Raw genomic sequence first — 20312 nt, 5'->3', positions numbered from 1 at the left:
GCCACGCGCGCGGTCGCGGGCCGGCGGGGAGGCGATGGCCACCGCCGCCGAAGCATCCACAGGGTGCCGGCGCCGTGCTGGTGCCGGTCCGGTCAGGAATGCCAAGGTGGCGGCGTGGGGCAGGGCAAGCTGCTTGAATATCGTTAGGCGGCTGTTGGGCGAACCGTGAAGGTTCCGGCAGCTGCAGGACTATGGTGCCGCTACGCGCGGCAGGTGCGCGGGACTCGGACCGCGCGGAAGGTTGCGAAAGGTAGTGACGAGCGCATGACGTCTGACGAGCCTCGCGACGATTCGGCTCGGCCAGTGCCGCGCCCGGGGCCGCGTCCCGGCCCCCGGCCGACACCGCGACCCACCACCGCGCACCCGCTGGTGATGCCGCCGCCCAGCAATCCGCACCAGTTCGGCCGCGTGGACGACGACGGCACGGTGTGGCTGATCAGCAGCGCCGGCGAGCGCATCATCGGCTCCTGGCAGGCCGGCGACCGGGAGGCGGCGTTCGCCCACTTCGGCCGGCGCTTCGATGACCTGGCCACCGAGGTCACCCTGATGGAGGAGCGCCTGGCGTCGGGAAGCGGTGACGCGCGCAAGATCAAGGCGCACGCGGCCGAGCTGGCCGAGACGCTGCCGACGGCGGCCGTGCTGGGTGACATCGATGCGCTGGCGGGCCGGTTGACCACCATCGCCGAGCACGCCGAGGCGACGGTCGCCGCGGAGCGCTCCCGCCGTGAGGAGCACCGGGCCACCCAGACCGCCCGCAAGGAGGCGCTGGCCGCGGAGGCCGAGGAGTTGGCCGCCAACTCGACGCAGTGGAAGGCCACCGGCGACCGGTTCCGCGCGATCCTCGACGAGTGGAAGACGATCACCGGCGTGGACCGCAAGGTCGACGACGCGTTGTGGAAGCGCTATTCGGCGGCTCGGGAGGCGTTCAACCGGCGGCGGGGATCGCACTTCGCCGAGCTGGATCGGGAGCGCTCGGGGATCCGCCAGGCCAAGGAACGCCTGTGCGAGCGGGCCGAGGAGCTGTCCGACTCGACCGACTGGACCGCGACCAGCGCGGAATTCCGCAAACTGCTGACCGAGTGGAAGGCGGCCGGGCGGGCGACGCGGGAGGTCGACGACGCCTTGTGGCGGCGTTTCAAGGCCGCCCAGGACGTGTTCTTCACCGCCCGCAACGCCGTGACGGCGGAAAAGGACGCGGAGTTCCGGGCCAACGCGGCCGCCAAAGAGGCGCTGCTGGCCGAGGCGGAGAAGCTCGACACCAGCAACCACGACGCCGCCCGCGCGGCGCTGCGCGCGATCACCGAGAAGTGGGATGCGATCGGCAAGGTGCCGCGCGAGCGGTCCGCCGAGTTGGAGCGGCGGCTGCGCGCGGTCGAGAAGAAGGTGCGCGACGCCGGCGACGTCGGCTGGTCCGACCCGCAGGCGCAGGCCCGCGCCGAGCAGTTCCAGGCCCGCGCCGAGCAGTACGAACAGCAGGCTCAGAAGGCCGCCGCGGCGGGCCGGACCAAGGAGGCCGACGAGGCTCGAGCCAACGCCGAGCAGTGGCGGCAGTGGGCGCAGGCGGCCGTTGAGGCCCTGACCCGCAAGCCTTAGCGCCCTCAGGCGCCCTTGGTCGTTCCGGGGTCGTCGGTGGTCCCGGCGGCGGGCTCGTCCAGACCGTCCAGCAGCGAGGTCGACTGCTGCGCGGCCGCGACGCGGCGCCGCTGCTCCTCGGCGGCCAGTTGCACGATGGTGCGCGACCAGACCACCCGCGCCCAGTGGTAGGTCAGCACGAGCACGGTCAGCCAGGCGACGATCAGACCCCAGCCCGGCCCCGGGTGGCCCGCGGAGACGGTCTGGCGCGACCAGATCGCCAGCATGCCCGCGGCGCCCGCGATGGCCGTGCCGGCCAGCGCGACCCAGGCCAGCGCCCAGCGCCGCGTCACCAGCGCCAGCATCGAGAAGCCCACGCCGAACACCAGCGCCAGCCAGGCGAACACCCGCGACGGCAAAGCCACGGCGGCCGCACCGGCGTGGTGGCTACCGAACAGCACGTCCCAGCCGCGCACGTCGCCGGTGTGCGGCAAGACAAACGACGCCAGCAGCACGAACACCAGGATCGACACGAAGAAGGCCCGCGGGCCCGGGTCGATTCCGCGAGCCACCCGGCGTTCGGCGGCCTCGATCTCGGTGCGCAGGGCGCCGAGCTGCAAATCTTCGTTGTTCGTCTCTTTTTTCATCGTGCACATCCAAGGGGTTCGGCCGGGCCGATGGGCGGCCCGAGGGCGGGCATGCCAAGGCCGATGCCGCGTGGGCGCTGCCCGGCGGCCTGGGCATCACCCGCCCGGGTGCGGCGATGGGTGAGGACGCCCGCGTCGGCGATGAGGTGGTGGGGCGCGGCCCCGGTGATCGCCGTGGTGACGATGTCGCCGGGCCTGATGTCGCCCGGTGTGTCGACGGCGAAGTGCACCAGCCGGCCGTCGCGGGCCCGCCCGCTCATCCGGGCGGTGCGGCTGTCCTTGCGCCCTTCGCCGGTGGCGACCAACAATTCGACGGTCTGACCGATCAACGCCTGGTTGCCCTCCAGCGAGATCGCCTCCTGCAGCTCGATCAGCCGGTCATAGCGTTCCTGCACAACGGCTTTCGGGATCTGCCCGTCGAGTTCAGCGGCCGGGGTGCCGGGCCGCTTGGAGTACTGGAAGGTGAACGCGGCCGAAAAGCGGGCCGCCCGCACCACGTCCAGTGTGGCCGCGAAGTCCTCTTCGGTCTCACCGGGGAACCCGACGATCAGGTCGGTGGTGATGGCGGCGTGCGGCATGGCGACCCGGACCCGGTCGATGATGCCGAGGTAGCGCTCGGCGCGGTACGAGCGCCGCATCGCGCGCAGCACCCGGTCCGACCCGGACTGCAGCGGCATGTGCAGGGCGGGGCAGACATTGGGCGTCTGCGCCATGGCCTCGATGACGTCGTCGGTGAATTCGGCCGGGTGCGGCGAGGTGAACCGCACCCGCTCCAGCCCGTCGATGTCGCCGCAGGCCCGCAGCAGGCGGGCGAAGGCGCCGCGGTCCCGCGGCAGCGCCGGGTCGGCGAAGGACACCCCGTAGGCGTTGACGTTCTGGCCCAGCAGCGTGACCTCGAGCACGCCGTCGGCCACCAGTGACCTGACCTCGGCCAGGATGTCGTCCGGGCTGCGGTCGACCTCCTTTCCCCGCAGCGACGGGACGATGCAGAACGTGCAGCTGTTGTTGCACCCGACCGAGATGGAAACCCAAGCGGCATAGGCGGATTCGCGAGCGCTGGGCAGTGACGACGGAAACTCCTGCAGCGCCTCGGCGATTTCCACCTGGGCGACCTGGTTGTGCCGGGCCCGCTCCAGCAGGGTGGGCAGCGACCCGATGTTGTGCGTGCCGAAGATGACGTCGACCCAGGGCGCCTTGCGCAGCAGCGCGTCGCGGTCCTTTTGGGCCAGGCAGCCGCCGACGGCGATCTGCATCTCGGGATTGCCGCGCTTGCGGGGCGCCAGGTGGCTGAGGTTGCCGTACAGCTTGTTGTCGGCGTTCTCCCGGACCGCGCAGGTGTTGAACACGACCACGTCGGCGTCGGCACCCTCGGCCGCGCGTCGGTATCCGGCCGCTTCCAGCAGGCCCGCCAACCGCTCCGAGTCGTGGACGTTCATCTGGCAGCCGTAGGTGCGGACTTGGTAGGTGCGCGCCGGTGCGGCGTCCGCCGCCACGGTCTCTCGCACCATCGAAGTCACCCGGCCATGGTACGGCGGCCGGTCGGCACGCGAGAAACCGCACGTCAGGGCTAGACCCGGCGCCGCTCCCGCTCGGCGGCCAGCTCGGCGAAGACGACCTCGCACGCCATGTTCTGGCTGTAGCCACGGCGCGCCAGCATCCCCACCAGCCTGCGGGTCACCCGGGCATCGTCGTCGTTCAGCGTTTCCCGGCGCAGCTTGGACCGGACCAACTGCTCCGCCCGGTCCCGCTCGGCGCCGGCGTCGATCCCGGCGAGCACCGAGGTGATCACGTCGTTGTCGATGCCCTTGGTGTGCAGTTCGGCGGCCAAGGCGCGCTTGCTTTTCCCTGCGTGGGTCCGGCGGGACTGCACCCACTGCTGGGCGAAGTCGGCGTCGTCGATCAGGCCGACGGAGGCCAACCGGTCGAGCACCCGCTCACTGACGTCGTCGGGATAGCCGCGCTTGGCCAGCCGGCCGCGCAGTTCGGCGCGGGTGCGCGCTCTCGCGGTGAGCAGGCGCAGGCACAGCGCTCGCGCCTGCTCCTCGCGGGAGGGCTCAGAAGTCGACGGGGGCGGGCAGGACGCTGTCATCGGACAAGCCATCGGTCACGACCGCGCCAATGCCGAGCTTTTCCTTGATCTTCTTCTCGATCTCGTTGGCGACTTCGTCGTTTTCCTTCAGGAACGTGCGGGCGTTCTCCTTGCCCTGGCCGAGTTGCTCGCCCTCATAGGTGAACCAGGAGCCGGACTTGCGGATGAAGCCCTGCTCCACGCCCATGTCGATCAGCGAGCCCTCCCGGCTGACCCCCTGGCCGTAGAGGATGTCGAACTCGGCCTGCTTGAAGGGCGGCGCCACCTTGTTCTTGACGATCTTGACCCGGGTGCGGTTACCGACCGCGTTGGTGCCGTCCTTGAGCGTCTCGATCCGGCGCACGTCCATGCGCACCGACGCGTAGAACTTCAACGCCTTTCCACCCGTGGTGGTTTCGGGGCTGCCGAACATCACCCCGATCTTCTCGCGCAACTGGTTGATGAAGATTGCGGTGGTGCCCGAATTGTTCAGCGCGCCAGTCATTTTGCGCAGCGCCTGGCTCATCAGCCGAGCCTGCAGCCCGACGTGGCTGTCGCCCATCTCGCCTTCGAGCTCGGCGCGCGGCACCAGCGCGGCCACCGAGTCGATGACCAGGATGTCCAGCGCGCCGGAGCGGATCAGCATGTCGGCGATCTCGAGGGCCTGCTCCCCCGTGTCGGGCTGGCTGACCAGCAGGGAATCGGTGTCCACGCCGAGCTTCTTGGCGTACTCCGGGTCCAGGGCGTGCTCGGCGTCGATGAAGGCGGCGACGCCGCCGGCGGCTTGGGCGTTGGCCACCGCGTGCAGGGCGACCGTGGTCTTACCCGACGATTCCGGGCCGTAGATCTCCACGACCCGGCCACGGGGCAGCCCGCCGATGCCCAGGGCCACGTCCAGCGCGATGGATCCGGTGGGGATGATCGAAATCGGCTGACGCGTCTCGTCGCCGAGACGCATCACCGAGCCTTTGCCGTAGCTCTTTTCGATCTGGGCCATCGCCAGTTCGAGAGCCTTCTCGCGGTCGGGGGCTTGCGCCATGGTGTCTCTCCTATAGTCGGTGTTCGTCTGACCGGTATCGGTCGGTTGGCGGTGACACTAGAGAAGGTCACCGACAAGTTGACTGGCCGAACGCTCACCACACTAGCCGAACAGGTGTTCGATTCAAGTTCGACACGCCGTTGCGCCCCGGCGCGTGTGGCAACATCGGCGATCGAAAGGCGCCGACGGGCCTCTTCGGGGGCGGATCCCCCCGAGAGGCGGTCGCGAACCCATGGACATCTCCCCCCAGCTGGCCGAAACGGCTTCCTACGGAGGCTTTTTCGCGCTGACCGTGGGTGGGGACCCGGCGGGATGGCATCCGGTCGCGCGGTCCTACGCCGACGGCTGCGCCGACCTGATCGACGCCACCGCCCGCCGCTACCACACGACGGACCTGCGGATCGGCGCGTCGCTGGTCCACCTCGCCCACGCCACCCGGCTGTGGTCACCGGTGCTCGCCTGCGCGATCGGCCACGGCGTCGTCCCCGACCTCGATGAACTGCAACGCGCCGACGACGACGCCCGGTTACGACTGCCCAGGCCCGTCGGGCAGCCCGTCGATTCGCACGACGCGCTGTACCGGGTGGTCGTCGAAGAACACCTGCAACCGCTCGCCGCCGGCCTGCGGGTCAACCTGGCGCCCGCCCTGCTCGCGGGCAACATCGCCTCCGCGCTGGTGGGCGCCGCACGGGCCCTGGTGGCGGCGCGGCCCGACCTGCACCGCAAGACCACCGAGCTGACCGGGTCGCTGCTGGACACCGGCGTGCTGGCCGGATCCGGTGTCATCACCGGCCCGCAGCTGGGATTCCTGCGCCGCAGCTGCTGCCTCTTCTATCGGCTGCCCGCGGGTTCGCTGTGCGGTGATTGCGTGCTGCACCGGGTGCCGGGATAGGCCGCTCGGGCGCGGGCCTCGTTTGTCGTTGCCCGGTCGGGGTACGTGAGCACCATGTCCTCAGCCGCAACCCCGTCCCTGCGCGCTATCGCGTTGGTCTGCTCGTTGAAGAAGAGCCCGGCGCCGTCCAGCAGCGAACTGCTCGCCGACCAGTTGCTCGATCAGCTGCGCAGCGCGGGCGTCGAGGGTGAGAAGGTGCGCTGCGTGGACCTGGCGCTGCTGCCCGGGGTCGAGGCGGACATGGGTCCCGGCGACGAGTGGCCGGCGCTGCTGGACAAGATCAAATCGGCGGACATCGTCATCGTGTCGACGCCCACCTGGGTCGGCCACATGTCCAGCGTCGCCCAGCGCGTCCTGGAGCGCCTCGATGCCGAGCTGTCCGACACCGACGACGCGGGCCGACCGGCGATGGTGGGCAAGGTGGCGCTGGCCGCGGTCGTGGGCAACGAGGACGGGGCGCACAAGATCGTGGCCGACCTGTTTCAGGCGCTCAACGACATCGGGTTCTCGATCGCCGCGCAGGGCTGCACCTACTGGAACGGCGAGGCGATGCAGGGCACCGACTACACCGACCTCGACGGCGTCCCCGAGCCGGTCGCGTCGGCCACCGGAAATGCGGCGCGCAACGCCGTGCACCTGGCCACCGTGCTGCGGCAGAACGGCTACCCGGCCTACGAATAACTACGAATAACTACGAATAACTACGAATAGCGCGCGGCGATCACCACTGTTCGCGCGGCACGTCGAAGTCGACGCACAACGCCCGCCACACGTCGCGCGGCTCGATGCCGGCCTCGATGGCCTGGGCGGCGGTGCGCCCGCCGAAGCCGCTCAGCACGTGATCCACCAGGACCGAAGACCCGTACGTGGTGCCGAAGCGCAGCACCACCCGCTCGTGAAACTCCGTTAGCCGCACGCCAGTCAACATACCCAGCGCACATGGATCGGACACCTGAGCGGGCGGCCCGCCTACCTCCAGCTGGCCGGCAGATCGACGATGTGATTCGGGCAGTCCTCCTGGACCGCAATCGACATGATGTCGCGCGCGCGTTGGGCCGACATGGTGGCCCGCAATTGCATGAAGGTGTATTCGGCCGGAGCGAGTCCCTGTTGCGCGGCGGCCGGATCGTCCAGCAACTGGCAGGCCTGCTGTTCCTCGGGACTGTCGGCGTGCGCGACGGCGGCGCCGCCCAGCGAGCCGGCCAGCAGGGTGCCGGCGGCGATTGTCGTGATGATCCTCATCGAGTGCCTCCCGCCGAAGCATAGGGCCACCGGCCCGGGGCGCCGCGGTTCATCCGGCCACCGCAAGCGCGTCGCGGCACACCCGGACCGGATCGGCGACGTCGGCGATGCCGGCGGCCGCGGCCTGCGCCGCGGCCCGGTAGCGGGGCGACGACAGCACCTCGTTGACCGCGGCCACCAACGCGTCGGCGGTCAGCGGGCGGATCAGCCGCGCGCTGCCCTGGCGCAGCACCCGGTTGGCGATCTCCCACTGGTCGCCGCCGCCGGGCACCACCACCAGCGGCACGCCGGCCAGCAGCGTCTTGGCCACCATGCCGTGGCCGCCGCCGCAGATCACCAGGTCGGCGTGCGCGAGCAGCTCGTCCTGACGCCCCAGCCCGACCGCCGCCCACGGCGGCACCGCGAGCTCCGGTCCGTCCAGCCGCGACACCAGCAGGCGCGAGCCCGCCGGCATCGTCTCCCCCGGCGTCAAGCACTCCAACGCGACTTCGGCCAGGCCTTCCGTCCCGATCAGTGCGGTCGACGGCGCGATGACCACCACCGGCCCGGAGCCGGCCGGAACCTCGAGGACGCGGTCGGTCGGTTCGAAGTGCAACGGCCCGACCAGGACGGCCTCGGCCGGCCAGTCCGGGCGGGGGACCTCCAGCGCGGGCAGCGTCGCGATCAGCCGCCGCAGCGGCCCGGGATCGCGGGCCGGCAGGCCGATCTCGACGCGGGAAGCCGACCGTTGCCGCAGCCCGGCCCGCCAGGACCGCGCCGTCAGCGCGCGCATGGTGGCGTCGCGCAGCCGGCCCCGGATGCCGGTGCCCGGCGCCAGCCCACTGCCTATCGGCGGCAGGCCTTTCGACGGCAGGTACAGCGGGTGCGGGTTGAGCTCGATCCACGGGATGCCGAGCAGTTCGGCGGCCATGCCGCCGCCGGCGGTGATGACGTCGGACACCACCAGGTCGGGCGCGAGTTCGCGCAGCGCGGGCACGTTGAGTACCGCCATCCGCGCGGCGCGCCGGTGAATCCTGGCGCCGGCGTCGACGTCGTCGTCGGTGGCGGCCAGCCCGTCCAGCGCGACGGCGTCGATGCCGGCGCCGCGGGCGGCGTCGAGCCATTCGGCGCCGGTGAAGATCGTGGGTTCGTCACCGGCTTCGGCGAAGCGTTGGCACAGCGCAATCGCCGGGAACGAATGCCCGGGATCCGGCCCGGCGACCACGGCGACGCGCATCGTGCTCACCCTGCCATAGCGCCCCGCGGCCACGCGCCTACGCTGACAAGATGACCGAGCTGACTGGGACAACCGTTGCGAACACCCGTACGGTCGAAGGCTTCCTGAACGCGCTGCAGGAGGCGGATTACGACGCCGCGGGCGCCGCGCTGGCCGACGACCTCGTCTACGAGAACGTCGGCCTGCCCACCATCCATGGCCGGGCCAGGGCCGTCAAACTGTTTCGCCAGATGGAGGGCCGCGCGGCCTTCGAGGTGAAGATCCACCGCATCGCGGCCGACGGCGGCGCGGTGCTGACCGAACGCACCGACGCGCTGATCTTCGGCCCGCTGCGTCTGCAGTTCTGGGTGTGCGGCGTGTTCGAGGTCCAGAGCGGGCGAATCACGTTGTGGCGGGATTACTTTGACTTCTTCGACATGCTCAAGGCCACCGCGCGCGGCCTGGCGGCGCTGTTGGTGCCGTCGCTGAAAGCGACGTTCTGACAACGCTTCTCGGCGACTAGCCGGTTCCCCGCAGCCCGCCGAGTTCGTCGAAGGCCTGCGCCCAACCGAGCAGCCGGTCCGTCGCCCCGGCCAGCTCCGCGCGGTAGTGCTGCGACGCGGCCGATCCGTCGCCGTTCGCCGAGGACACCAATTGCGCTGCCGCGGTGACCATTTCGTTGTATTGGCGAACGCCCGCAGACAGCTGGGCGGTGAACGCGTTGATGGTGGGCACCAGATACGTCCGCGATTCCGCGCTGGCTTCGGCCGCCCGCTCCATCGACACCACCTGCGCGGCGGTGGACGCCATGGCGGCCGAGGTTCTGGTGGCGGCGGCGGTCAGGTCGCGGATCTCGGCGGCCGGCAACATCGCGCCCCGCTCGATCACCGCCACCAGGGAGGAAAATCCACGCTCGGAGGCGCCCAGCGCGTACATCGCCGGGCGCGCCGCCGAACCCGGCGGCGGCAGCCGGCGCACAGTGGTGGCCCGCGGCACCGGCAGCGGCTCGGAGCGCAGCCAGCGATAGCGAAGCAGCAACAGCGTCGCCGGGATAGCCATGAAAACCGCGACGCCGCCGGTGATTTCGAGCAGCAGCGCGAACCAGCCCCAGGCCGCCAGCAGCATCGTCACCGCCGCCCAGAACACACAGCCCGCGCTGAAGATCAGGCCCCAGCGCAGCGCGCGACGACGGCGCCGCAACTGGCGTGCGCGCGGGTCCGCGGCCGCGCTGAGCTTGCGGGCCACCAGGTCGGACAGGTCGGCGGCGGTGGCCAGTCCGCGGTGCAGGAACGCGCGCCACGGACCGGGCCGCGACGCCTTCACCGCCATGACGCTTCGGCTACTGGCCAAGTGGCTTCTCGGTCACCGAGCCGCCAGCGCTCTCCGCGGGCGCGGGCGTCGTCCCCGCGGCCGGCGTCCCGCCGGTCGGCAGGGCCTCCCCGCGCATCGAGGCGCGAATCTGCTCGAGCCGGGAATGGCCAGCCATCTGCACCCCGGCCTGCTCGACCTCGCGCATCCGGCCCTGCACCGACCCCTGCGCGAGCTCGGCGGCCCCGATCGCGTTGGCGTACCGTCGCTCGATCTTGTCGCGCACCTCGTCGAGGCTGGGCACGTTGCCGGGGGCGGCGAGATCGCTCATCGACTGCAGCGAGGCGCTCACCTGCTCCTGCATCTTGGCCTGCTCGAGCTGGCTGAGCAGCTTGGTGCGCTCGGCGATCTTCTGCTGCAGCACCATGGCGTTCTGCTCGACGGCCTTCTTGGCCTGCGCGGCCGCGCCCAGCGCCTGGTCGTGCAGCGTCTTGAGGTCTTCGACGCTCTGCTCGGCGGTCACCAGCTGGGCGGCGAACGCCTCGGCGGCGTTGTTGTACTCGGTCGCCTTGGCGGCGTCCCCGGCCGCGGTGGCCTGGTCGGCCAGCGTCAACGCCTGACGCACGTTGACCTGCAGCTTCTCCACGTCCGCCAGCTGACGGTTGAGCCGCATCTCCAGCTGCCGCTGGTTGCCGATGACCTGCGCGGCCTGCTGGGTCAGCGCCTGGTGCGTGCGTTGCGCTTCCTCGATGGCCTGCTGGATCTGCACTTTGGGGTCGGCGTGCTCGTCGATCTTGGCGTTGAACAGCGCCGTGAGGTACTTCCACGCCTTGACGAACGGATTGGCCATGAGTTAGCTCCGCCTTCGCTTCTTGAGGATCCCCGGGTGGGCCTGAGGGGCTCTGCGCCTGTCGCTCAATTTAGTGGGTCGGCGCCGATCGCCCCACCCCTTACGCGGGATCGGTGCCCGGCGCTCAGGCCAACGCCAACGAGGCCACCGGTGGGATGACGACCTTGATGCTGGTGCCGCTCGCCCCGTCCGCGGGCGCGCCGACGGCCGTGCGCTCCTCGCTGGCCATCCGCTCGCCGGCGTGGATGAGAACCGACGACAACGGTACGTCCAGCGCGTCGCAGATCGCGTTCAGCAGCTCGCTGGAGGGCTCCTTGCGGCCGCGCTCCACCTCGGACAGGTAGCCGAGGCTCACCCGCGCCGAATCGGAGACCTCGCGCAACGTGCGGCCCTGTGTCGTGCGGGCCTCGCGCAGCACGTCGCCGATGACCTCGCGCACCAATGGCGCCATCCCGCCCTCCTTCGTCCGGTCGGCCCTGCGCGGCACGCACTGCTGCGGCAGGTGCTCACTAGGTGAACGCCGAGAGCGGTGGTCTGGTTCCCGGTCGGGGCCGGAGAATCAACCGGGCGTGCGGCGGACTTCCCGCACCGTCGACACGACGTAGTCGATGCCGGTGATCACCGTCAGCACGATCGCCGCGCCCATCACCACCTCCGCGACCACCCGGAACGGCCCCGGGGTTCCCGTCCAGGGCAGCACGAACAAGCCGATGGCCAGCACCTGCACGACGGTCTTGAGTTTGCCGCCCCAGCTGGCCGGGATGACGCCGCGGCGAATCACGGCCAGCCGCAGCACGGTCACCCCGAATTCGCGCGTCAGGATCAGCACCGTGACCCACCACGGCAGCTCCCCGAGCATCGAGAGCCCGATCAGCGCCGAGCCCACCAGCGTCTTGTCGGCGATCGGATCGACGAACGCGCCGAATTCGGTCGCCATGCCGTAGTTGCGGGCCAGCAGGCCGTCCAGCCGATCGGTGATGCAGGCGATCGCGAAGATGACGAAAGCGATTACGCGGAAGCCGCTTTCGCGGCCGTCGCCGGCGAACAGGGCGAGCAGGAAGACCGGCACCAGCACCAGCCGCAACAGGGTCAGCGTATTGGCGAGATTGGCGATGTTTGCGCGGCCCGGCGGTCCGGTTAACGGACCCGTCTGCGGCTGCCCCGACACGGCAACAGAATAACGGTTGACCAGCACAGCCGTCCGAGATGTCGATACTGTTAGCCGTGAGCAGAAGTCCAGAGCGTTATCGGCCGCTGGTTCGGCGCGCGCGAACATCCGATGTTCCGGCCATCAAGCACCTGGTCGACACCTACGCCGGAAAGATCCTGCTCGAGAAGAATTTGGTGACGCTGTACGAGGCCGTGCAGGAGTTCTGGGTGGCCGAGCACGAGGGCCGGGTGGTCGGTTGCGGCGCCCTGCACGTGATGTGGTCCGACCTCGGCGAGATCCGCACCGTCGCGGTCGATCCGGCGATGACCGGCCACGGCATCGGCCACGCGATCGTCGACCGGCTGCTCGAGGTCGCTCGCGAGCTGGCCCTGAAGCGGCTGTTCGTGTTGACGTTCGAAACCGAGTTCTTCGCCCGGCACGGGTTCACCGAGATCGAGGGCACGCCCGTGACCGCCGAGGTGTTCGAGGAGATGTGCCGGTCGTATGACATCGGTGTCGCCGAGTTCCTGGACCTCAGCTACGTCAAGCCCAACATCCTCGGCAACTCCCGGATGCTGCTGGTGCTCTAGCTCGATGGCGGCGACCCGCATCGCCCGGCTGCGCCGCCCTCGCGATCGCCGCTACTCGTCTTCGTCGGATCCGTTGGCATCGCTGCCGCCGCGGATCAGCGCCAGCGTTCCGGCCAGTTCGTCGGGCTTGATCAGCACCTCACGCGCCTTGGAGCCCTCCGACGGCCCGACGATCCCGCGGGTCTCCATCAGGTCCATCAGCCGGCCGGCCTTGGCGAAGCCGACGCGCAGCTTGCGCTGCAGCATCGACGTCGAACCGAACTGGCTGGACACCACCAGCTCGACTGCCTGCAGGAACACGTCCATGTCGTCGCCGATGTCGGGGTCGACGTCGGTGCGTTCGCCGGTGGGCTTGGCGGCGGTGACGCCCTCGGTGTACTCCGGTTCGGCCTGGTCCTTGCAGGCGGTGACGACGGCGTGGATCTCCTCGTCGGTGATGTATGCGCCCTGCAGCCGGATCGGCTTGCCCGCGCCCATCGGCAGGAACAGGCCGTCGCCCATGCCGATCAGCTTTTCCGCGCCTGCTTGGTCCAGGATGACGCGGCTGTCGGTCAGCGACGACGTCGCAAACGCCAGCCGCGACGGCACGTTGGTCTTGATCAGCCCGGTGACCACGTCCACCGACGGCCGCTGGGTGGCCAGCACCAGGTGAATGCCGGCGGCGCGGGCCTTCTGGGTGATCCGCACGATGGCGTCCTCGACGTCGCGCGGGGCGGTCATCATCAGGTCGGCCAGCTCGTCGACGATCGCCACCACATACGGGTAGGGCCGGTACTCGCGCTGACTGCCCAGCGGCGCGGTGATGGCGCCGGAGCGCACCTTCTCGTTGAAGTCGTCGATGTGGCGCACCCGGGAGGCCTGCATGTCCTGGTAGCGCTGCTCCATCTCCTCGACCAGCCACGCCAGCGCGGCCGCCGCCTTCTTGGGCTGGGTGATGATCGGCGTGATCAGGTGCGGAATGCCTTCGTAAGGCGTGAGTTCCACCATCTTCGGGTCGATCAGGATCATCCTGACCTCCTCGGGGGTGGCCCGGGCCAGCAGCGAGATCAGCATCGAGTTGACGAAGCTGGACTTACCGGATCCCGTGGAACCGGCGACCAGCAGGTGCGGCATCTTGGCCAGGTTGGCCGAGATGAAGTCGCCCTCGATGTCCTTGCCCAGCCCGATCACCAGCGGGTGGTGGTCGCGCCGGGTCGACGGCGCGGTGAGCACGTCGGCCAGCCGCACCATCTCTCGGTCGGTGTTGGGCACCTCGATGCCGACCGCGGACTTGCCCGGGATCGGGGCCAGCATGCGCACGCTCTCGGTGGCCACCGCATAGGCGATGTTCTTCTGCAGCGCGGTGATCTTCTCGACCTTCACGCCCGGCCCCAGCTCGACCTCGTAGCGGGTGACGGTCGGTCCGCGGGTGCAGCCGGTGACGGCGGCGTCCACCTTGAACTGGGTCAGCACCTCGGTGATGGCGTCGGCCATGACGTTGTTGGCGGCGCTGCGGTTCTTGGGTGGGTCCCCGGCGACCAGCAGGTTCAGCGAGGGCAGCGTGTAGGGGCCCTCGACGACCCGGTCCAGCTCGACGGTGTCGTGCTTGTCCGCCGACCGCCCGCGCTTGCGGCCCCGCGACGTGGGCTGGACGGCGGGCTCGGGCACGGTGGGAATGTCGTCCTGCAGCGCGGCCTGGGCGTCGTCGTCGGGTGACCAGGCCGGCGGCGGCGCCTCGTCGGGGACGGCAGGCGCCTCGTCGTGGTAGCCGTCGCGGTCCGCCGCGGCAGCGTCCTCAAAGTCGTCGAACTCGTCGGCGTGGTCGTACGGCTCGTCGTCGTAGCCCTCGTCGACGAACCGGGTGTGGAACAGGTTGCGCATCACCACGGGCACCTCGCGGATCGTAGTGCCGGTCAGCAGCAACAGGCCGAACATGAAGCCGATGAACAGCAGCGGCGCCGCGATCCACGGGGTGAGCCCGTCCGAGAGCGGCCCGCCGATGGCGAAGCCGATGAAACCGGCCGCGCGGCGGCGCGCCTCGGGGTCGCCCGGCGAACCGGACCACAGGTGGCGCAACCCGAGCACCGACAGGGTGATCAGGCTGGCGCCCAGGATCAGCCGGGGCCGCACGTCGGGGTTCGGCTCGGTGCGCATCAGCGTCACCGCCACCGCGGCGGTGACGACCGGCAGCGCGAGCACACCCGCGCCGATGAAGGTCCGCAGCGCCGTGTCGACCCACGTCCCGACCGGCCCAGCGGCGTGGAACCACGAACTGGCGGCGACCACCACCGAAAAGCCCAGCAGCAGCAGCGCGATGCCGTCGCGGCGATGCCCCGGGTCGATGTCGTGGGCGCGCCCGATCGACCGGGCCGCGCCGCCCGTTCCCCGCGCGGCCATCATCCAGATGGCGCGCATGGCGCGACCGCAGGTCAGCCCGGCGGAAACCAGCGGGGCCTGGTTACGCCGCCTGGCGGGCTTGCCGGACTTCTTGCGGGGCGCCGCCGGGCGCGCTCCCCGGGACCGGCTGGGCCGCGATGTGGCCTTTGACCTGCTCGTTCGGCTTCCGGAGCGGGCGGCGGTCTTACTGGGCATGCCGGCAAGCGTAGTCGCAACGGCATCATCTACACCACCCGCCACACTGGTAACGGCCCGGCTTGTCCGGCATGGCCCGAATCGGCCCTCACATCGCGTGAGTAGGGTGACATCCGGTTGCGAGAAGTCGTGCTCGTCACCCACCCGGAGCGCCCAGGAGGCCATCAATGCCCGTCGTCGTCGTCGCCACCTTGACCGTCAAACCCGAGTCGGTCGACACCGTTCGCGACATCCTCAAAACCGCGGCCGTGGAGGTGCACGAGGAGCCGGGCTGCCAGCTGTATGCCGTGCACGAATCGGGCGAGACCTTCGTCTTCGTCGAGCAGTGGGCCGACGCCGAGGCGCTCAAGGCGCACAGCACCGCACCGGCGGTCACCAAGATGTTCACCGCGGCCGGCGAGCACCTGGACGGGGCGCCCGACATCAAGATGCTGCAGCCGGTCCCGGCGGGCGATCCGGCCAAAGGACAGTTGCGGCCCTGATGGCCAGGTCGTCCGAAGGGCCCCTGACGGGCAAGGTCGCCTTCATCACCGGCGCGGCGCGCGGGCAGGGCCGTGCGCACGCGGTGCGGCTGGCCGCCGACGGCGCGGACATCATCGCCGTCGACCTGTGCGACCAGATCGCCAGCGTGCCCTACGCGCTGGCCACGCCGGAAGACCTGGCGGCCACCGTGAAGCTGGTGGAAGACACCGGCTCCCGGATCGTGGCCTCTCGTGGCGACGTCCGCGACCGCGAATCGCTGTCGGCGGCACTGCAGGCCGGCCTGGACGAGTTCGGCCGGCTGGACATCGTGGTGGCCAACGCCGGCATCGCCCCCATGCAGTCCGGTGACGACGGCTGGCACGACGTCATCAACGTCAACCTGACCGGCGTCTACCACACCATCAAGGTCGCGATACCCACGATGGTCAAGCAGGGCACCGGCGGGTCGATCGTGCTGATCAGCTCGAGCGCGGGGCTGGCCGGGGTCAGCGGCCCCGACGCCGGTTCCGTCGGCTATGCCGCCGCCAAGCACGGGGTGGTCGGGCTGATGCGGGTCTATGCGAATCTGCTTGCTGGACAGATGATTCGGGTCAACTCGATCCATCCGTCCGGGGTCGAGACGCCGATGATCAACAACGAGTTCACCCGCGAGTGGCTGGCGAAGATGGCCGCCGCGACCGACACGCCGGGCGCCATGGGCAACGCCATGCCGGTGGAGGTGCTCGACGTCGAGGACGTCGCCAACGCGGTGGCGTGGCTGGTGTCCGACCAGGCTCGCTACATCACCGGCGTGACCCTGCCCGTCGACGCGGGATTCCTGAACAAGTAGCCGCCATGGCCCGAAACCTGGTTGCGCAGACGGCATTTGGCCCGATGGTGCTGGCCGCCGTCGAGCAGAACGAGGCGCCCGGCCGCCGCCTGGTCGACGACGACTTCGCGGAGCTGTTCCTGCCCGCCCCGCTGCGGTGGCTGGTCGGTGCCACCCGGTTCGCCCCGGTGCGCCGGGCGCTGATCCGCGGCTCGGAGTTCACCGGTCCGGGCTTGTGGGCAAACCTGGCCTGCCGCAAGCGTTTTATCGCCGACAAGCTCAAGGAGTCGCTCGACGACATCAACGCCGTCGTCATCCTCGGCGCGGGCCTGGACACCCGCGCCTACCTGCTGACGCGGCGGGTCCGCCTCCCGGTGTTCGAGGTCGATCTGCCGGTGAACGTCGCGCGCAAGTTCAAGACGGTCCGCCGGGTGCTCGGCGAGCTGCCGCTGTCGGTTCGGTTGGTGGCGTTGAACCTCGAGCATGACGACCTGCTCACCGCGCTGGCCGAGCACGGTTATCGCACCGACTACCGGGTGTTCTTCATCTGCGAGGGCGTCACCCAGTACCTCACCGAGGCGACCGTGCGGCGCACCCTGGACGGGCTGCGCGCGACCGCGCCCGGCAGCCGGTTGGTGTTCACCTATGTGCGTAGGGACTTCATCGACGGCACCAACCGGTATGGCACCCGCACCCTGTACCGCACCGTGCGCCAGCGGCGGCAGCTGTGGCATTTCGGTCTGCAGCCCGACGAGGTGGCCGCGTTCCTCGGCGAATACGGCTGGCGGCTGGTGGAGCAGGCCGGTCCCGACGAGCTAGTGCAGCGCTACGTCGAGCCCACCGGCCGCAAACTCAAGGCCTCGCAACTGGAGTGGTCGGCCTACGCCGAGAAGATCTGAGTGCAGCGTCCCTGCGCGACACTTAAACGTCTGCGACGACACGCCGGTCATCACCGCAATGAGTTAAGTTTCGCGGCCCAGACGCCGAGTTCAGACCTCGATGACGGTTGGCACGATCATCGGCTGGCGGCGGTAGGTCTCGCCCACCCACTTGCCGACGGTGCGCCGCACGCCCTGAGCGATGCGGCCCGGATCGGTGATGTTCTCGGCCGCAAGCGCTTCCAGTTCGGCCTCGACCCGGCGCACGGCGGGTTCGAGCGCCTTGGGGTCCTCGGAGAATCCGCGCGATTGCAGGTGCGGCGGGGCGACCGGGCGACCGGTGCCGCGGGTGACGATGACGGTCACCGCCACGAAGCCCGACGACAGGATGAGCCGCTCGCCCAGGGTGATGTCGCCGACGTCGCCGTTGATCAGGCCGTCGACGAACATCTTGCCCACCGGCACCGCGCCGGCGATGGAGGCCTTGCCCGCCACCAGGTCGACGCTCACGCCGTTCTCGGCCAGCAGGATCGACTCCTCCGGCACGCCGGTGCGGGCCGCGAGTTTGGAGTTGGCGCGCAGCATGCGCCAGGTCCCGTGCACGGGCATGACGTGGCGCGGCCGAATCCCGTTGTACAGGAACAACAATTCCCCGGCGTAGGCGTGCCCCGAAACATGCACGCGCGCTTGGGCATTGGTGACGACGCGGGCACCGATCTTGGCGAGCTCGTCGATGACGCCGTAGACCGCCTCCTCGTTGCCCGGGATCAGCGACGACGCCAGCACCACCAGGTCACCGGCGGTCAGGGTGATGCTGCGGTGCTCGCCGCGCGACATCCGCGACAACGCCGACATCGGTTCGCCCTGCGTGCCGGTGGTGATCAGCACCACCTGCTCGGGCGGCATCATCTCGGCGGCGCCGATGTCGATCACGTCCGAGTCGGCCACCCGCAGGAACCCGAGTTCGCGGGCGATGCCCATGTTGCGCACCATGGATCGACCGACGAACGAGACCCGCCGGCCCAATGCGACTGCGGCGTCGATGATTTGCTGCACGCGGTCGACGTTGGAGGCGAAGCATGCCACGATGACGCGGCCTTCGGCGCCGCGGATCAGCCGGTGCAGCGTCGGGCCCACTTCGCTTTCCGACGGGCCGACACCCGGGTGCTCGGCATTGGTGGAATCGCACAGGAACAGGTCCACCCCGGCGTCACCGAGCCGGGACATGCCGGGCAGGTCGGTGGGGCGGCCGTCCAGGGGAAGCTGGTCGAGCTTGATGTCACCGGTGTGCAGGACGGTTCCGGCACCGGTGTGTACGGCGATCGCCAGCGCGTCGGGGATGGAGTGGTTGACGGCGAAGTACTGGCATTTGAACACGCCGTGACTGCTCTTCTGGCCCTCGCCCACCTCGACGAACACCGGCTTGAGGCGGTGCTCGCGGCATTTCGCCGCGACCAGCGCCAGCGTGAACTTCGAACCGACGACCGGGATGTCGGGGCGCAGCTTGAGCAGGAAGGGAATGCCGCCGATGTGGTCCTCGTGGGCGTGGGTGAGCACCAGCGCCTCGATGTCGTCGAGCCGGTCTTCGATGTGGCGCAGATCCGGCAGGATCAGATCGACCCCGGGCTCGTCGTGGGTGGGGAACATCACCCCGCAGTCGATGATCAGCAGCCGGCCCAGGTGCTCGAAAACCGTCATGTTGCGGCCGATTTCGCTGATGCCGCCAAGAGCGGTGACCCGCAACCCTCCCGTGGCCAAGGGGCCTGGCGGGGCGAGGTCTACATCCACTTCTCGGAAACTCCTCGGGTCACCGCAGCACTGACGCCGCACGCATATCGGCGGCCAACGCCTCGAGTTGTTCTGGCGTGGCGGGCATTTGGGGCAACCGCGGATCGCCGACGTCGATGCCCTGCAGGCGCAGGCCGGCCTTGGACATGGTCACCCCGCCCAGCCGGGCCATCGCGTCGCACAGCGGGGCGACGGTGGCGTTGATCTTGCGGGCGGTGGCGATGTCCCCGGAGCTGAAGGCGGACAACATCTCCCGCAGCTGCCCCGCGGCCACGTGCGAGATCACGCTGATGAAGCCGGTCGCACCCATGGCCAGCCACGGCAGGTTCAGCGCGTCGTCGCCGGAGTAGTAGGCCAGTCCGGTCTCGGCGATGATCTGGCCCCCGCTGTGCAGGTCGGCCTTCGCGTCCTTGATCCCGACGATGTTCGGGTGGGCGGCCAGCGCGCGGATGGTGTCGGGCTGGATCGGTATCACCGAGCGCGGCGGGATGTCGTAGAGCAGCACCGGCAGGTCGGTCGCGTCGGCGACGGTGGTGAAGTGGGCGATCAGCCCGCTCTGCGGCGGCTTGGAGTAGTACGGCGTGACCACCAGCAGCCCGTGGGCGCCCTCGGCCGCGCAGGCCTTGGCCAGCCGGACGCTGTGGGCGGTGTCGTAGGTGCCGGCGCCGGCGATGACGCGGGCCCGGTCGCCGACGGCGTCCAGCACGACGCGCAGCAGCTCTCGCTTCTCGTCGTCGGTGGTGGTCGGGGACTCGCCGGTGGTGCCGGAGATCACCAGGCCGTCGCAGCCCGCGTCGATCAGGTGATTGGCCAGCTGGGCGGCCGCGGCGGTGTCGACGGAGCCGTCGGGCCGAAACGGTGTGACCATCGCGGTCAGCACGGTTCCCAGCCGCGCTGGGGCGTCGAATCCGGCGGTGCTCACGGTGTTCAGGTTACCTGGCCCCAGCAAGGTATTTAGCACCCGCGTAGACGCGCCGTCGCGCGACTTCGCGTCAGGCTTCGGTCGCCAGCGGGCTGGTTGCGACCTCCGTGCCATCGGCCAGGGTGGAGATCTCGAAGTCGGCGAACACCGCGGGCGCCACGCCCGAGAGCTGGCGCAGGCATTCGATGGCCAGCCGCCGGATTTCCACGTCGGCGTGCTCGCTGGCGCGCATCGCGATGAAGTGGCGCCACGCCCGGTAGTTGCCGGTCACCACGATGCGGGTCTCGGTTGCGTTGGGCAGCACGGCGC

23 protein-coding genes are annotated in these 20312 nt (G+C 70.1%); 8 read left to right on the top strand and 15 right to left on the bottom strand.

Annotated features, from left to right (window positions below; all coding sequences use genetic code 11):
• The first annotated feature begins 264 nt into the window (after positions 1 to 264).
• Positions 265 to 1593: a DUF349 domain-containing protein gene (locus A9W96_RS08420; RefSeq protein ID WP_066860765.1), complete on the top strand. Its 1329-nt coding sequence runs from the start codon at positions 265 to 267 to the stop codon at positions 1591 to 1593.
• Positions 1594 to 1598: 5 nt separating this feature from the next.
• Here A9W96_RS08420 and A9W96_RS08415 read toward each other — a convergent pair whose 3' ends face one another.
• Genes A9W96_RS08415 through recA form a run of 4 tightly spaced genes read right to left on the bottom strand, consistent with a single transcriptional unit; the run spans position 1599 to position 5326 of the window.
• On the bottom strand, positions 1599 to 2219 hold the full coding sequence (locus A9W96_RS08415; protein ID WP_067022077.1) for a hypothetical protein: 621 nt from the start codon (positions 2217 to 2219) through the stop codon (positions 1599 to 1601).
• Positions 2216 to 3727, bottom strand: a complete 1512-nt coding sequence (gene miaB, locus A9W96_RS08410) for a tRNA (N6-isopentenyl adenosine(37)-C2)-methylthiotransferase MiaB (protein ID WP_197499457.1) — start codon at positions 3725 to 3727, stop codon at positions 2216 to 2218. Before miaB ends, A9W96_RS08415 begins: the two co-directional genes overlap by 4 nt.
• A gap of 59 nt (positions 3728 to 3786) precedes the next feature.
• Positions 3787 to 4308 carry a recombination regulator RecX gene (recX, locus tag A9W96_RS08405; RefSeq protein ID WP_067138900.1) on the bottom strand — a complete coding sequence of 174 codons (522 nt, stop codon included), beginning with the start codon at positions 4306 to 4308 and terminating at the stop codon, positions 3787 to 3789.
• Positions 4274 to 5326 carry a recombinase RecA gene (gene recA, locus A9W96_RS08400; RefSeq protein ID WP_066860775.1) on the bottom strand — a complete coding sequence of 351 codons (1053 nt, stop codon included), beginning with the start codon at positions 5324 to 5326 and terminating at the stop codon, positions 4274 to 4276. The genes recX and recA overlap by 35 nt, the downstream gene beginning before the upstream one ends.
• Positions 5327 to 5558: 232 nt before the next feature.
• Here recA and A9W96_RS08395 point away from each other — a divergent pair, with 232 nt between their 5' ends.
• Both A9W96_RS08395 and A9W96_RS08390 read left to right on the top strand, forming a co-directional pair.
• Complete coding sequence (locus A9W96_RS08395; RefSeq protein ID WP_067138898.1) at positions 5559 to 6218, top strand: (2Fe-2S)-binding protein; 660 nt, start codon at positions 5559 to 5561, stop codon at positions 6216 to 6218.
• Between the two features lie 54 nt (positions 6219 to 6272).
• Entirely contained in the window at positions 6273 to 6899 is a 627-nt protein-coding gene (locus A9W96_RS08390; RefSeq protein ID WP_066860941.1) for a flavodoxin family protein, read from the top strand.
• 40 nt (positions 6900 to 6939) lie between these two features.
• Here the strand turns inward: A9W96_RS08390 and A9W96_RS08385 are convergent, their stop codons facing one another.
• The 3 genes from A9W96_RS08385 to A9W96_RS08375 are packed head-to-tail and all read right to left on the bottom strand — an operon-like array spanning position 6940 to position 8676.
• Entirely contained in the window at positions 6940 to 7146 is a 207-nt protein-coding gene (locus A9W96_RS08385) for a DUF3046 domain-containing protein (RefSeq protein ID WP_067023057.1), read from the bottom strand.
• 41 nt (positions 7147 to 7187) lie between these two features.
• Positions 7188 to 7460, bottom strand: a complete 273-nt coding sequence (locus tag A9W96_RS08380; protein ID WP_066879634.1) for a hypothetical protein — start codon at positions 7458 to 7460, stop codon at positions 7188 to 7190.
• Between the two features lie 49 nt (positions 7461 to 7509).
• Entirely contained in the window at positions 7510 to 8676 is a 1167-nt protein-coding gene (locus A9W96_RS08375; RefSeq protein WP_067138908.1) for a glycosyltransferase, read from the bottom strand.
• 50 nt (positions 8677 to 8726) lie between these two features.
• Between A9W96_RS08375 and A9W96_RS08370 the strand changes: the two genes are divergently transcribed.
• Positions 8727 to 9158 (top strand): limonene-1,2-epoxide hydrolase family protein, encoded by a 432-nt coding sequence (locus tag A9W96_RS08370; RefSeq protein ID WP_067138896.1) that lies wholly within the window; start codon positions 8727 to 8729, stop codon positions 9156 to 9158.
• A 16-nt stretch (positions 9159 to 9174) separates the two neighbouring features.
• Here the strand turns inward: A9W96_RS08370 and A9W96_RS08365 are convergent, their stop codons facing one another.
• The 4 genes from A9W96_RS08365 to pgsA all read right to left on the bottom strand — a co-directional run bounded on the left by A9W96_RS08365 (position 9175) and on the right by pgsA (position 11981).
• Complete coding sequence (locus A9W96_RS08365) at positions 9175 to 9984, bottom strand: hypothetical protein (protein WP_066860790.1); 810 nt, start codon at positions 9982 to 9984, stop codon at positions 9175 to 9177.
• Positions 9985 to 9994: 10 nt separating this feature from the next.
• Entirely contained in the window at positions 9995 to 10813 is an 819-nt protein-coding gene (gene pspA, locus A9W96_RS08360; protein ID WP_067138894.1) for a phage shock protein PspA, read from the bottom strand.
• A 124-nt stretch (positions 10814 to 10937) separates the two neighbouring features.
• Positions 10938 to 11264 carry a transcriptional regulator ClgR gene (clgR, locus tag A9W96_RS08355; RefSeq protein WP_066860796.1) on the bottom strand — a complete coding sequence of 109 codons (327 nt, stop codon included), beginning with the start codon at positions 11262 to 11264 and terminating at the stop codon, positions 10938 to 10940.
• Between the two features lie 108 nt (positions 11265 to 11372).
• A complete protein-coding gene (pgsA, locus tag A9W96_RS08350) occupies positions 11373 to 11981 on the bottom strand; it encodes a CDP-diacylglycerol--glycerol-3-phosphate 3-phosphatidyltransferase (protein WP_067138906.1) in 609 nt (202 codons plus the stop codon).
• A gap of 38 nt (positions 11982 to 12019) precedes the next feature.
• On the opposite strand from pgsA, the gene A9W96_RS08345 reads away from it, so the two are divergent.
• Positions 12020 to 12553: an amino-acid N-acetyltransferase gene (locus tag A9W96_RS08345; RefSeq protein ID WP_066860799.1), complete on the top strand. Its 534-nt coding sequence runs from the start codon at positions 12020 to 12022 to the stop codon at positions 12551 to 12553.
• 51 nt (positions 12554 to 12604) lie between these two features.
• On the opposite strand, the gene A9W96_RS08340 is transcribed toward A9W96_RS08345, so the two are convergent.
• Positions 12605 to 15289: a DNA translocase FtsK gene (locus tag A9W96_RS08340; protein ID WP_156765157.1), complete on the bottom strand. Its 2685-nt coding sequence runs from the start codon at positions 15287 to 15289 to the stop codon at positions 12605 to 12607.
• Positions 15290 to 15291: 2 nt separating this feature from the next.
• Between A9W96_RS08340 and A9W96_RS08335 the strand changes: the two genes are divergently transcribed.
• The 3 genes from A9W96_RS08335 to A9W96_RS08325 are packed head-to-tail and all read left to right on the top strand — an operon-like array spanning position 15292 to position 17314.
• Positions 15292 to 15606, top strand: coding sequence for a putative quinol monooxygenase (locus A9W96_RS08335; RefSeq protein ID WP_066860802.1), 315 nt, complete (start codon positions 15292 to 15294; stop codon positions 15604 to 15606).
• Complete coding sequence (locus tag A9W96_RS08330; protein WP_066860805.1) at positions 15606 to 16436, top strand: mycofactocin-coupled SDR family oxidoreductase; 831 nt, start codon at positions 15606 to 15608, stop codon at positions 16434 to 16436. The genes A9W96_RS08335 and A9W96_RS08330 overlap by 1 nt, the downstream gene beginning before the upstream one ends.
• 5 nt (positions 16437 to 16441) lie before the next feature.
• Entirely contained in the window at positions 16442 to 17314 is an 873-nt protein-coding gene (locus A9W96_RS08325) for an SAM-dependent methyltransferase (protein ID WP_082972103.1), read from the top strand.
• 90 nt (positions 17315 to 17404) lie between these two features.
• Here A9W96_RS08325 and A9W96_RS08320 read toward each other — a convergent pair whose 3' ends face one another.
• From A9W96_RS08320 to A9W96_RS08310, 3 genes are all read right to left on the bottom strand, one after another.
• Positions 17405 to 19081, bottom strand: coding sequence for a ribonuclease J (locus A9W96_RS08320; protein WP_067138892.1), 1677 nt, complete (start codon positions 19079 to 19081; stop codon positions 17405 to 17407).
• A gap of 19 nt (positions 19082 to 19100) precedes the next feature.
• Positions 19101 to 20003, bottom strand: a complete 903-nt coding sequence (gene dapA, locus A9W96_RS08315) for a 4-hydroxy-tetrahydrodipicolinate synthase (protein WP_066879648.1) — start codon at positions 20001 to 20003, stop codon at positions 19101 to 19103.
• A 70-nt stretch (positions 20004 to 20073) separates the two neighbouring features.
• Positions 20074 to 20312, bottom strand: a 239-nt coding sequence (locus A9W96_RS08310) for an FAD-dependent thymidylate synthase (RefSeq protein ID WP_197499456.1), incomplete at its 5' end; no start/stop codon positions are given.

The organism is Mycobacterium sp. 1245852.3 (assembly GCF_001669335.1).
Lineage (GTDB): Bacteria > Actinomycetota > Actinomycetes > Mycobacteriales > Mycobacteriaceae > Mycobacterium > Mycobacterium europaeum_A.
This window is presented reverse-complemented; position numbering and strand designations above follow the sequence as displayed.